This is a genomic window from Nocardioides sp. J9 (assembly GCF_007829375.1).
Classification (GTDB): Bacteria; Actinomycetota; Actinomycetes; order Propionibacteriales; family Nocardioidaceae; genus Nocardioides.
The window spans coordinates 1-12,474 of the sequence record NZ_VLJQ01000053.1; the positions used below are offsets into that span (position 1 = coordinate 1).

8 protein-coding genes and 2 pseudogenes are annotated in these 12,474 nt (G+C 71.7%); 5 read left to right on the forward strand and 5 right to left on the reverse strand.

What is annotated here, in order from left to right:
• The coding region (locus tag L615_RS04930; RefSeq protein ID WP_145724316.1) for a transposase at positions 1-874 on the forward strand (874 nt) is incomplete at its 5' end.
• Positions 875-978: 104 nt separating this feature from the next.
• Here L615_RS04930 and L615_RS04935 read toward each other — a convergent pair.
• Positions 979-1,200 (reverse strand): hypothetical protein, encoded by a 222-nt coding sequence (locus tag L615_RS04935; RefSeq protein ID WP_028656308.1) that lies wholly within the window; start codon positions 1,198-1,200, stop codon positions 979-981.
• Between the two features lie 428 nt (positions 1,201-1,628).
• Here L615_RS04935 and L615_RS04940 point away from each other — a divergent pair, with 428 nt between their 5' ends.
• The 3 genes from L615_RS04940 to L615_RS04950 all read left to right on the forward strand — a co-directional run bounded on the left by L615_RS04940 (position 1,629) and on the right by L615_RS04950 (position 6,299).
• Complete coding sequence (locus L615_RS04940) at positions 1,629-3,626, forward strand: type IIA DNA topoisomerase subunit B (protein WP_145724343.1); 1,998 nt, start codon at positions 1,629-1,631, stop codon at positions 3,624-3,626.
• 87 nt (positions 3,627-3,713) lie between these two features.
• Positions 3,714-5,885: a CocE/NonD family hydrolase gene (locus L615_RS04945; RefSeq protein ID WP_145724317.1), complete on the forward strand. Its 2,172-nt coding sequence runs from the start codon at positions 3,714-3,716 to the stop codon at positions 5,883-5,885.
• A 72-nt stretch (positions 5,886-5,957) separates the two neighbouring features.
• Positions 5,958-6,299: a hypothetical protein gene (locus L615_RS04950; RefSeq protein WP_186449738.1), complete on the forward strand. Its 342-nt coding sequence runs from the start codon at positions 5,958-5,960 to the stop codon at positions 6,297-6,299.
• A gap of 24 nt (positions 6,300-6,323) precedes the next feature.
• Here the strand turns inward: L615_RS04950 and L615_RS04955 are convergent, their stop codons facing one another.
• The 4 genes and pseudogenes from L615_RS04955 to L615_RS04970 form a co-directional block, all read right to left on the reverse strand.
• Positions 6,324-6,818 carry a carbonic anhydrase gene (locus tag L615_RS04955; protein ID WP_028656312.1) on the reverse strand — a complete coding sequence of 165 codons (495 nt, stop codon included), beginning with the start codon at positions 6,816-6,818 and terminating at the stop codon, positions 6,324-6,326.
• Between the two features lie 9 nt (positions 6,819-6,827).
• Positions 6,828-8,591, reverse strand: coding sequence for an MFS transporter (locus tag L615_RS04960; RefSeq protein WP_145724319.1), 1,764 nt, complete (start codon positions 8,589-8,591; stop codon positions 6,828-6,830).
• Positions 8,588-9,307 (reverse strand): LppX_LprAFG lipoprotein, encoded by a 720-nt coding sequence (locus tag L615_RS04965; protein WP_186449739.1) that lies wholly within the window; start codon positions 9,305-9,307, stop codon positions 8,588-8,590. Before L615_RS04965 ends, L615_RS04960 begins: the two co-directional genes overlap by 4 nt.
• Positions 9,308-9,311: 4 nt before the next feature.
• Positions 9,312-11,883 (reverse strand): annotated as a pseudogene (locus L615_RS04970) (DNA topoisomerase (ATP-hydrolyzing) subunit A).
• Positions 11,884-12,138: 255 nt separating this feature from the next.
• Here L615_RS04970 and L615_RS24050 point away from each other — a divergent pair.
• Positions 12,139-12,414: pseudogene (locus L615_RS24050) on the forward strand (GNAT family N-acetyltransferase); the annotation flags it as partial.
• Positions 12,415-12,474 lie beyond the last annotated feature (60 nt).

Here is a 12,474-nt window from a genome sequence, read left to right on the forward strand (position 1 = left end):
CGAGCAGACCGGCACCTACGGCGCCGAGCTCACCCGCATCCTGCAGGCACAATCCCTGCAGGTCCTCGAGGTCGACCGCCCCGACGTGTGGACCCGCGCCCGCCACGGCAAGTCCGACCCCATCGACGCGACTGCGGCTGCCCAGGCAGCCCGGACCGGGCGCGCGGTCACGATCCCCAAGGACACCACCGGCATCATCGCCGCCATCGCCCGCCTGCACTCGGTACGCCGTTCCGCGGTCAAGGCCCGCGCCGCGGCACTGACCCAGATCAGCGCCGAAGCCATCACCACTCCCGCTGCGTTGCGTGACCGGCTCGGCACCACGAGCCGCCAGATCGCCACCACCGCGGCCCGGCTGCGCGCTGACCTGACCCGTCTTGATGACCCGGTCCAGGCGGCGAAGCACGGGTTGCGTCACCTGGCGCGCCGCATCGAGGCACTCGACGAGGAGATCGCCGAGCTCGACCGGGCACTCGACACGCTCGTGGCGAAGGCAGCACCACGGTTGCTGGCACGCCCCGGCGTGGGCACCGCCATCGCAGCACAGCTGTTGATCACCGCCGGGCAGAACATCGACCGGATCGGCACCGATGCGAAGTTCGCTCGGCTGGCCGGGATCGCCCCGATCCCTGCCTCGTCCGGCCAGACACACCGGATGCGGCTGCACCGAGGTGGGGACCGCGCCGCAAACAGTGCGATCCACCTCGTCGCGATCGGCCGRCTGCGCTACCACCAGCCAGCCATCGACTACCTCGCACGCCGCACCACCCAAGGCCTGTCGAAGAAAGACACCATCCGAGCCATGAAACGMCTCATCGCCCGCGAACTCTTCGGAGCCCTCAAAGCCGACCTACAAGCCCTTGACGCGATATAGGAACGTCCTCCGGGCCTTCGCGGCGGGCCGCGTGGCGAAGGTCACGCCCCGAAAAACACCGCAGCCCCGGGATCGCCCCGGGGCCGCGGTCCAGCAGGTCGACGTCAGTCGGCGGCGGGGGCCGGCTTGTCGGTCAGCTTGTGCGTCTCGTCGTGCACGTGAGCAGCGATCTCGCGGATCTTGTCACCGTGCTCGCGGGCGTGGTGCGCGCAGAAGAGAAGCTCTCCGCCCGTGATGAGCTCCACTCGGAGGTAGGCCTGGGCGCCACAACGGTCGCAGCGGTCCTCCGCGGTGAGCGGGGCGCTGGGAGCTACAGCAGTCGTCATCTCGGGCCTCTCTTTCGCCGGCTACAACACCCTCATCGGGTGACGTGTGGATCAACGTAGCGACCAGGACAAAGATTCCCGACCGGTTGTGGCTGATTCCACGTTCCCGATGCGTTCATCCCATCACCAAGTCCCCGTAGGATTCCTGATTTTCCACTACCCGAAACAAGGTTGTGATCCTCCGACCGGTCACTGTGACCTGATCTGGTCAGTCCCCTCGCCGATGTCCGTCATCGTCCACCCGGCCCGCACCGTGTGCCTGCACCGGCCTCCGGCGTGTCGCGGGTAGATTCAGGCTTGGTAGTACCCAGCCGCCGTGCGTGCAGCACCAGTTTTCCAGAAGGAGTCCGGTCATCGCCGACAACGCCTACAACGCAGCCCACCTCCTGGTCCTCGAGGGCCTCGAAGCCGTGCGGAAGCGTCCCGGGATGTACATCGGCTCCACCGACACCCGGGGCCTGATGCACTGCCTGTGGGAGATCATCGACAACGGCGTCGACGAGGCCCTGGGGGGCTTCGCGCACCGCGTCGAGGTCACCCTGCACGGCGACGGCTCGGTCGAGGTCCACGACGACGGCCGCGGCATCCCGACCGACAAGGAGCCCAAGACCGGGCTCACCGGCGTCGAGGTGGTGGCGACCAAGCTGCACGCCGGTGGCAAGTTCGGCGGCGGCTCGTACGTCGCGACCGGTGGTCTCCACGGCGTCGGCCTGTCGGTCGTCAACGCGCTGTCGAGCCGGATGGACATCGACGTCGACCGCTCGCCGGCCCGCCAGGGCATCAGCTTCCAGCGCGGCGTGCCGGGGGTCTTCGACGGCGAGGGACCCGACGCCCCGTTCACCCCGACCTCCGGGCTGTCCCGCAAGGGCGGGCGGGTCGCCAAGGGCAAGTCCGGCACCCGGATCCGGTTCTGGCCGGACCGCCAGATCTTCACCAAGGACGCCGGCTTCGTGCTCGACGGCCTGATCGGCCGCGCCCGCCAGACGTCGTTCATCGTGCCGGGCCTCGAGCTCGTCATCCGCGACCAGCGCGCTGCCGACGCCAGCGAGTGGGTCGAGGAGAAGTTCCGCCACGACGGCGGCATCGGCGAGTTCTGCGACTTCCTCTCCACCGGCGAGCCGGTCACCGACGTGCTGCGCCTGCAGGGCAGCGACACCTTCACCGAGACCGTCCCGCTGCTCGACGACAAGGGGCACATGACCCCGCAGGACGTCGAGCGCGAGCTGACCGTCGACGTCGCCGTCCGGTGGAACAACGGCTACGACACCGAGCTGCGCTCCTTCGTCAACGTGATCGCTACCCCCAAGGGCGGCACGCACGTCTCCGGCTTCGAGGCCGCGCTGACCAAGACGTTCAACGAGGCGATGCGGGCGTCGAAGGCGCTCCGGGTCAACGACGACGACGTGATCAAGGACGACATCCTGGAGGGGATGACGGCCATCGTCACGGTCCGCCTGGCCGAGCCGCAGTTCGAGGGGCAGACCAAGGAGATCCTCGGCACGCCGGCCGCGCGCACCGTCGTCCGCAAGGTCGTGGCCAAGGAGCTCAAGGCGTTCCTCACCTCGAGCAAGCGCGCCGAGAAGGCGCAGGCCAAGCTGCTCATGGAGAAGGTCGTCTCCGCCTCCAAGACCCGCATCGCGGCGCGCCAGCACAAGGAGACCCAGCGCCGGAAGAGCGCCCTCGAGTCGTCCACGCTGCCGGCGAAGCTCGCCGACTGCCGCGCGAACGACAACGAGCGCACGGAGCTGTTCATCGTCGAGGGTGACTCCGCGCTCGGCACGGCCAAGCTGGCCCGCAACGCCGAGTTCCAGGCGTTACTGCCCATCCGCGGCAAGATCCTCAACGTCCAGAAGGCGTCGGTCGGCGACATGCTGAAGAACGCCGAGTGCGCCTCGATCATCCAGGTCGTCGGCGCCGGCTCGGGCCGCACTTTCGACCTCGAGGCCCGCCGCTACGGCCGGATCATCTTCATGGCCGACGCCGACTCCGACGGCGCGCACATCCGCACGCTGCTCGCGACCCTGTTCTTCAAGTACATGCCCGACCTGATCATGGCCGGCCGGGTCTACTCCGCCGTGCCGCCCCTGCACCGGATCGAGATCTCGAACCCGAAGAAGGGCCAGGACAAGTACGTCTACACCTACTCCGACGACGAGCTGCAGCGGAAGCTGGCCGAGCTGAAGAAGAAGAACGTCAGGTGGAAGGACCCGGTCCAGCGCTACAAGGGCCTCGGTGAGATGGACGCCAATCAGCTGGCCGAGACGACGATGGACCCCCGTCGTCGCACCCTCCGCCGGCTGACGGTGGACGACGCCGAGCTCTCGGCCGAGGTCTTCGAGCTGCTCATGGGCAGCGACGTCGCGCCCCGCAAGGAGTTCATCGTGCAGGGCGCCTACGAGGTCGACATGGAGGCGCTCGACGCCTGAGGGCCGTCGCACCGGCGCGGACCGCGTAACTTTCCGTCCGATCGGTCGGTTTTCTCCCCGGACCCGTCACCGGACCCAGGGGAGAGCATGCCCGTACCGCCGCCGCAGCTGACCATCGCGTTCCCGCGCCGTGCTCGGGACGGGGCACCCCGGCGACGCTGGGTGGCGTGGGCCGCCGCCACCGCCCTGGTGGCCGGCCTGGGGGTCCCGGGGGCCGTGGCCCTGGCCGGCGGCGACGCGGACCAGCCGGCAGCCGACGGTGCTGCTGCGGCCGGAGGCCCGGCCGACGGTGCTGACAGGTCGGGGGCCGCGGGTGCGGCCGACGCAGCTGAGCGCGGCAGCGGCACGACGGCAGGCGCCGCGACCGGGGACGGTCCGGGCGGCTCCGGGAGCGCCTCCGGCGACGGCGCGGTGGCGGCCGGCGGCGGCCCCGGCTCGGGCGGGTCCGACATCGACCCCGCGGCGACCGCCTCGGAGCCGGTCTACGGCGTCTCCGTGCGCCGCAACCTCCCGATCACCATGGAGGACGGCGTCGTCCTGCGCGGCAACGTCTACAGCCCGACCGACCCGGCCACCGGCGAGCCCGCCGAAGGTCCGTTCCCGGTCGTGCTGATCGAGACGGCCTACGGCAAGGACCTGGCCGGGTACGCCGGCGGGTTCACCGCGCTGCTGGGCAACCCCGACTACTTCACGAAGCGCGGCTACATCGCCGCGATCGTCGACGTCCGCGGCACCGGCTCCTCGCAGGGCCAGTGGTCGTTCAACCACCCCCAGGAGGCCCGCGACAGCGTGCGGGTCGTGGAGTGGGCCGCCGCGCTGCCGCGCAGCAACGGCAAGGTGGGGATGACCGGGGCGTCGTACCTCGGCATCACGCAGCTCTTCGCCGCCGCCGAGGTCGGCCCCGACTCCCCGCTGAAGGCGATCTTCCCGATGATCGCCTCCAACAGCATCTTCCGCGACGCGGTCCTGCCCGGCGGCCTGCTCGACCTCGAGGGCGTCGCGGCCTACCTCTCGCTGACCGCGGCCACCAACACCCTCAACCCGCTCATCGCCGCCGACCCCGCCACGATCCTCTCGCCGCTGCTGGACCACGCCGCGGGCCTGCTCGACTTCCACGTCGGCGCCACCGCCGACGTGCTGCTGGGCGGGGCGAAGGCCGAGGACGGCGCGTACTGGCGGGCGCGAGGCCCCGAACGGGCCCTGTCGCGCATCGTCGAGAACGGCATCCCGGCCTACCTGGTCGGCGGCTTCGACGACATCTTCCAGGCCGGCGTCTTCCGCAATTACGTCGGCCTGCAGAACGCCGTGGCCGGTCGCGAGACCACGCTGGCGATGCAACCCGGCCAGCGGGTCTCCGGGCGCTACCAGGCGCTGGTCGGCCCGTGGTTCCACGCCACCATCGGCACCTCGCACGTCGATCTCGAGGCGCTCACCCTGACGTGGTTCGACCGCTGGCTCAAGGGCGTCGACAACGGCATCGAGGACACCGACACCCCGCTGCACGTGGTCCAGCGCGACGACACCCGCCGCGACCTGCGGGAGTGGCCGGTCCCGGACGCCCCCGCCCGCGCCTGGGAGCTCGCCGCGGGCGGCCGCCTCGTCGCCGACGCCCCGGACGGCAGCACCTCGCTGCTGTGGACCGGACTGTCGCTGCCGTGCCAGCGCACCACCGAGATGTACGCGCTCGGCATGCTCGAGCTGGTCGCGAAGAAGCTCGGCTTCTCCCAGCCGTGCGCCGACTCCTCCCTCCAGCCGTCGCTGCCCGGCCCGCTCTCGCGCACTTTCACCACCGAGCCGGTCAGCAGGGCGACCACGATCGCCGGGCCGATCAACGCCCAGGTCACGCTGTCCTCGACCACCCGCGACGCCCAGGTCGTCGCCAAGGTGTACGACGTCGCGCCGTCCGGCAAGGCCGTCGAGATCAGCACCGGCGCGCTGCTGGCCTCCCACCGCGCGGTGGACGAGGAGAAGTCGTGGCGCTCGCCGGACGGGCTGGTGCTCTACCCGCACCACCCGATCACCCACGCGGCGAAGAAGCCGCTGACGCCGGGCCGGGCGACCACCCTCGACGTGATGGTGCCGCCGGTCGTGCACACCCTGGCGCCGGGCCACCGGCTGCGGCTGGTGCTCGCCACGGGTGAGCTGCCGGCGTACCTCCCGCTGCCGGGCGACCTGCTCAACCTCGTCGGCGGGATCTACCGGGTGCAGCTGGGCGGGGCGACCCCGTCGCGGCTCGTGGTCCCGGTCCTGGCCGACTGACCGCCCGGGCCGCCGGCGTCCGCGGACGGGACGCCGGTGGGCAACCAGGGCCCGGTCCGCGATGCTGGTGCCGTGGTGAAGCAGGCGCGGGCGGCGGTCGTGAAGCAGCTGAAGGCGCGGGGCGCGAAGGCGCGTCGCGGCCACCTCCGCATCCCCGTGGGCGAGCTGTTCTGGTACGTGGACCCGCGGGCCTCCGGGGCCGGCAGCCAGGCCGGCCTGGTGCTCGAGGTCGGGTGCTGGACGCCCGCGCTGCCGCCCGAGCCGGACGGGGGAGCGGTCGACTGTCCCCTCCTGCTGGACGTGCCGCTGGCCGACCCGGTGGCGGACACCGACCGGCTGCTCGACGTGGTCACCGGGCTCGACGAGCTGCCCGGCGCGCTGGTCGACGCGGCGCTGCGCGAGCTGCTCGGCTGAGCTGCTCGACCGAGCCGGAAGGGCTCAGACCTCCTGGGAGAGCAGGCCCGTGTCGACGTCGTAGATGAAGCCGCCGACCTTGACGGTGTCCGGGATCAGCGGGTGCGAGCGCACCTTGCGGATGTCCTCGGCGAGGGCGACCTTCTGGTCCTCGATGACGTGGAAGGTGTGCCAGCTGACGTCGTGACCGACCGCGGCGCCGATCTTCTCCTGGATCGCGGCCTCGGAGTTCGACGCCATCGCGCAGCGGGTGTGCGGGATCACCAGGATCCGGTCCACGTTGAGCAGGTGCGAGCCGAGCACGAGGGCCTCGAGGGCGGCCTCGGTGACGCGGCCACCGGGGTTGCGGAAGATCTTCGCGTCGCCGTAGTCGAGCCCGAGCATCTTGAGCGGGTCGATGCGCGAGTCCATGCAGGTCACGATTGCGACCCCGGCATGGGCCTTGCCGTCGAAGCCTCCCTGGTCGAACGACGCTGCGTAGTTCTGGTTCGCCTTCAGGAGGTCATCGAAATCGCCCATGCTGACAGGTTATCCGCCGGCCCGAAGCGCCTCCGCCGTGTCCACCCCTCGGGTGCCGGCGCGGGCGAACACGAGGAGGGCGAGCAGGCCGGCGGCGAGCGCCGCGACGGCAGCCCCGGCGAACACGGCGTGCTCCTGCACGATGCCGAGCTCGCGGATCCCCAGGTCGGGGTCCTCGGCCTGGGCGGCGTAGAGGCGGCGCAGGCCGATCGTGGTCAGCGCGGAGATGCCGACGAGCATGCCGACCATGCGGGCCACGACGACCAGCGCGCTGGCCAGGCCGTGGGTGTCGTCGTCGGTGGTGGCGAGGATCGCGGCGTTGACCGGGGCGAGGGCGAGGCCGAAGCCGAGGCCGCAGAGCACCAGCGGGACGTTGCTGCCGAAGCCGTCGAGGCTGGTCTCGTCCCAGCGCGCCATCGCCACGAACGAGGCGCTGGCTGCGGCCATGCCGACGGCGGTGAGCACACCGGCCGGCACCCGGCGCAGCAGCCAGCCACCGACGAGCGCGCCGACCGGGAGCGCGGCGAGGAAGCGCAGCAGCACGAGCGCCGCGCCGAGCTGGGAGTCCTGCTGGGTCGTGGTCCGGGCGAAGAGGGGGATGTCGACCAGGGCCGCGATGAGCGCCCAGCCGACCAGGAAGCTGACGACCAGCGAGCCCCACGCGGGCGTCGCCCGCAGCGCGCCCCGCGGCACGATCGGGTCCTCCGCGTGGCGCAGGTGGAGCAGCAGCAGGACCAGCGCGAGGGCGGAGCCGGCCAGGAACCACGGGCCCTGCGGCGAGAACACCGCGACCTCGGGGTCGGCGGTCGCGAAGGCGAGCACGATCCCGCCGAGGACCGCAGCGAGCAGGGTGGCGCCGAGCAGGTCGGCGGCGACCAGGTGGCCGAACCAGCCGCGCAGGTCGACGAGCGCGCGTGGCACGAACCAGCACCACAGCAGCAGGGCGACGCTGCAGCCGATCGTGGCGACGCCGACCGGTGTCACCCAGCGGGACCCGCCGTCGACGTACGGGATGAACAGCTGGCCCCAGGTGAGGTCGCGCTGCAGCTCCGAGGGCTGGACGAAGGTGATGAACCCGGTCACCACGGTCGCCGCGAGCAGGAGGACGGCGACGAGGCGACCGCCCCAGCGCCGCGCCGACGGACCGGCCCCCGGGGTGGGGCTGCCCGCCGCGACCGCCCGCACGGCGCCGCCGCGCGCCAGGAGCGAGACGGCGACGAGCAGGACCGCCCCGCCGGCGAGGTTGATGGCGAAGATGCCGCGCCAGGTGGTGAACGACAGCACGACCGCGCCGAAGAGGGGACCGAGGACGGCGCCGAACTCCTGCACCGCCGACACCAGGCCGAGCGGCAGGCCGCGGCGCTCGACGGGGTAGAGCGCGGCGACCAGCGACATCGTCGCCGGCACCAGGCCACCGCCACCGACCCCCTGGAGGAAGCGGCCGGCCACCATGCTGGGCAGGTCGTAGGAGATCGCGGTGACCAGCGAGCCGATGGCGAAGAGCACCAGCGACATGGCGAGCACCGGGACCTGGCCGCGCAGGTCGGCGATGCGGCCGATCAGCGGCAGCATGGCGACGTACCCCAGCAGGAAGCCGGACACGATCGGTGCGGCCCGCTGGAGCTCGTCGACCGGGATGCCGGCGCCGGCCATCATGTCCGGCAGGGCGAGGACGACGACGTAGGTGTCGATCGCCGCGAAGGCCACCGCCACCCCGCACAGCACCAGCAGGAGGCGGTCGCGGCCGGTCGGCCGCGCGTCGATGGCGGTCATTCCGGTGCGGTGATGTCCTTGGTGACGTCGTAGCCGGTGACGTCGATCGTGTAGGTGACCTCCTCGGCGTCCGGGAAGAAGACGCCGGTCAGCCGGGCGGTGCGCAGGTAGCCGTCGTCGTCGACCCGGTAGGTCGCGCCGAACTCGTCGCCCTCGGCGCAGGGGAGGATCTCGCGGATCGCGTCACCCGTGGCCGTGCCGGACCAGGTCGTGAAGACCTCCTTGTTGTCCTTGCCGCCGCGCTCGGACTCGCCCTTCTCGACGTCGGTGCTGGACGTCAGCACGTTCGAGACGCCGGAGTCGGGGGACAGCAGCGTGGCGGGGTCGGGCGCGCAGAGGTCGTCGGGCTGGAAGCGGTCGCTCCAGCCGCCGAGCAGCGGGTGGTTGATCCACAGCGTGCCGCCGGTCGAGACGACGGGGACGTCGTTGACCGCGAATCCGGTGACCTTGCCGCTGACCTCGCCCTCGAAGGCGGCCGGGTCGGCGACGATCGTCCCGGTGGCCGACGACAGGTAGTCGACACCCGGGTCGTCGGTCGTCGAGATCGACACCGTGATGCCGCTCGTGCCGTCCAGCAGCTCCTTGGCCTTCGCGCCGGCCTCGGACCAGGACGACCCCCCGCCACCGCCGCCGTCGTCGCCGGAGCAGGCGGAGAGCCCGCCGACGGCGAGGAGTCCGGTGAGCAGGCCGGCGGCGACACGGGTGGGGGTCGTCATGGGGTCACCCTGACACATCGGTGGAGGCCGCACCGGGGGAGGTCGCGGCGACGGCCGGGCTCGCCGTGAGCGGTCCGGCGACGGCGACGATCGGCTGGCTGCCGGGCACGCCGGAGCCGTCCCGGCGCCCGCCGGACTCGGGGAGGTCGACCGGTGCGCCGCTCGCGGCGGCGGCCCGGGCCGGGGCCGGACCGGCCCACGCGAAGACCAGGGCGTCCTCGCCCTTCAGGAACCGGTGGCAGCGCACGCCGCCGGTGGCCCGGCCCTTGGCGGGGTACTCCCAGAAGTCGGTCACCTTCACCGAGCCGGGCTCGGTGCCGGGCAGGGCGGTCGAGGAGCCGGACGCGGTCACCAGCACCACGCCGCCCGGCGCGTTGAGGTCGAGCGCGCCGAACCACACGACCCGCTCGCCGTCGGCGACCCGGATGCCGGCCATGCCGCCGCCGGAGCGGCCCTGCGGGCGGACCGTGTCGGCGGTGTAGTGGAGCAGCTGGGCGTCGGAGGTGACGAAGCACAGCTCCTCGGCGCCGGTGGTCAGCTGGACGGCGCCGACGACCTCGTCGCCGTCCTTGAGCGAGATGACGTCCCACTCCTCCTTGTTGAGCACCTCGGGGTTGACCCGCTTCACCACGCCCTGCTTCGTGCCCAGCGCCAGGCCGGGGCCGTCGCCGACCAGGGTGGTCAGCGCGAGCGCCCGCTCGCCGGCCGCCAGCTCGAGCATCTCGCTGAGCGGCAGGCCGCCCTGGAGGTTCGGCTCGTTGGCCGAGGGCGGGATCGCGGGGAGGTCGAGCACCGAGAGCCGCAGGAGCCGGCCGGCGGAGGTGAGCACGCCGATGTCGGCTCGGGCCGTCGTGCGCACCGCGGACACGACCACGTCGTGGTTGGCCCGTCCTCCGCCGGTGCCGAGCTCGTCGGCGCCGGAGGTGCGGGCCAGCAGCCCGGACGACGACAGCAGTGCGAAGCACGGGTCGTCGGGGACCTCGAGCGGGGTGGCCGCGGCGGCGACGGCGGTGCCGGCCGACTCGAGCAGGACGGTACGACGCGGGGTGCCGTAGGTCTTGGCGACCTCGGCCAGCTCGGTCGAGACGACCTTCTTCAGCAGGCCCTCGTCGGCGAGGATCGCGTCGAGCTCCTCGATCTCCTTGCGCAGCGTCTCCTGCTCCTTCTCCAGCTCGAGGCGGGAGAAGCGGGTGAGCCGGCGCAGCTGCATCTCGAGGATGTACTCGGCCTGCAGCTCGGAGAGGTCGAACACGCTCATCAGCCGCTCCTTCGCGGCCGCGGAGTTGTCGCTGGTCCGGATGACCTGGATGACCTCGTCGATGTCGAGCAGCGCGATGAGCAGGCCGTCGACGAGGTGCAGCCGGTCGGCCTTCTTGCCGCGGCGGAACTGGGAGCGGCGGCGCACCACGTCGTACCGGTGCTGGAGGAAGACCTCCAGCATCTCCTTGAGGCCCAGCGTCCGCGGCTGGCCGTCGACCAGGGCCACGTTGTTGATCCCGAAGGAGTCCTCCATCGGCGTCAGCTTGTAGAGCTGCTCGAGCAGGGCCTCGGGGACGAACCCGTTCTTGACCTCGATGACCAGGCGCAGGCCGTTCTCACGGTCGGTGAGGTCCTTCATGTCCGCGATGCCCTGGATCTTCTTGGACTGGACCAGGGTCTTGATCCGCTCCATGACCTTCTCGGTCCCGACGTTGTAGGGCAGCTCGGTCACCACGATGCCCTTGCGCCGCCCGACGGTCTCGATCCGGGCCGTGGCGCGCATCTTGAACGAGCCACGACCGGTCTCGTAGGCGTCGCGGATGCCGTCGAGGCCGACGATCTTGCCGCCGGTCGGCAGGTCGGGGCCCGGGATGAACCGCATCAGGCCCTCGACGTCGGTCTTCGGGTGCTGGATGAGGTGGCGCAGCGCCTGGACCACCTCGACCAGGTTGTGCGGGGCCATGTTGGTCGCCATGCCGACCGCGATGCCGGTGGTGCCGTTGACGATCAGGTTGGGGATCGCCGAGGGGAGCACGGTCGGCTCGTACTCGCGGCTGTCGTAGTTGGGCTTGAAGTCGACGGTGTCCTCGTCGATCGACTCCGTCATGGCGACCGCGGCCGGGGCCATCCGGGCCTCGGTGTAACGCATGGCCGCCGGGGGGTCCTCGCCGCCGGGGGAGCCGAAGTTGCCGTGGCCGTCGACCATCGGCAGCCCACTCGTGGGTGCGCATCACGCCGACGGGCTTGCCACTCTGGACGAGCATCGGCAGCCGCAGCGCCCACGGCTGGGCGGTGCGGACCAGGGCGTCGTAGATCGCGCCGTCGCCGTGCGGGTGCAGGCGACCCATGACCTCACCGACGATGCGCGCACACTTGGAGTGGCCGCGGTCGGGGAGCAGCCGCATGTCGTTCATCGTGTAGAGGATCCGGCGCTGCACCGGCTTGAGGCCGTCGCGGGCGTCCGGCAGCGCCCGGGAGTAGATGACCGAGTAGGCGTACTCCAGGAACGACGACTGCATCTCGTCGCGGATGTCGGTGTCGAGGATGTGCTCCTCGAAGTCCTCCGGGAGGGGTTCCTGCCTGGTGCGCCGTGCCATGGGACCCATTCTCGCTGGTCGCCCCGATGATTCCGCGGAGGAGGGTCCGGTCTGTCACCGGACGCGGCTCTGGCGCGTGCGGGGCTGCCCGATAGATTTCTCCCTGTGACCGCCGGAGACGCGACCCCGACCCAGGAGATCGTCGCGCCCCCGGCGCACTGGGAGGGCGACGTCCTGCTCCGCGACGGCCGCACCGCCCACATCCGGCCGATCCGGCCCGAGGACGACGAGATCCTCGTCGAGTTCTACTCCCGCGTGTCCGACGAGTCGAAGTACTACCGCTTCTTCTCGCCGATGCCGGTCCTCTCCGAGCGCGACGTGCGCCGGTTCACCCACGTCGACCACGTCGACCGGGTCGCGCTCATCGTGATCCTGCAGGAGAAGATGATCGCCGTCGGCCGGTACGACGCCGTGGGCGACGGCGAGGCCGAGGTGGCCTTCCTCGTGGAGGACGGGCACCAGGGGCGCGGCATCGCCCAGCTGCTCCTCGAGCACCTCGCCCAGGCCGGGCGGGAGCGGGGGATCGAGCGGTTCACCGCCGAGGTGCTGCCGGACAACACCCGGATGATCCAGACCTTCCGCGACGCCGGC

What these genes read in the sequence shown, in the direction of transcription:
- L615_RS04935 (WP_028656308.1), bottom strand. Translation starts at nt 1,200, where the DNA reads ATGACGACTGCTGTAGCTCCCAGCGCCCCGCTCACCGCGGAGGACCGC.
- L615_RS04940 (WP_145724343.1), top strand. Translation starts at nt 1,629, where the DNA reads ATGTACATCGGCTCCACCGACACCCGGGGCCTGATGCACTGCCTGTGG.
- L615_RS04945 (WP_145724317.1), top strand. Translation starts at nt 3,714, where the DNA reads ATGCCCGTACCGCCGCCGCAGCTGACCATCGCGTTCCCGCGCCGTGCT.
- L615_RS04955 (WP_028656312.1), bottom strand. Translation starts at nt 6,818, where the DNA reads ATGGGCGATTTCGATGACCTCCTGAAGGCGAACCAGAACTACGCAGCG.
- L615_RS04960 (WP_145724319.1), bottom strand. Translation starts at nt 8,591, where the DNA reads ATGACCGCCATCGACGCGCGGCCGACCGGCCGCGACCGCCTCCTGCTG.
- L615_RS04965 (WP_186449739.1), bottom strand. Translation starts at nt 9,307, where the DNA reads ATGACGACCCCCACCCGTGTCGCCGCCGGCCTGCTCACCGGACTCCTC.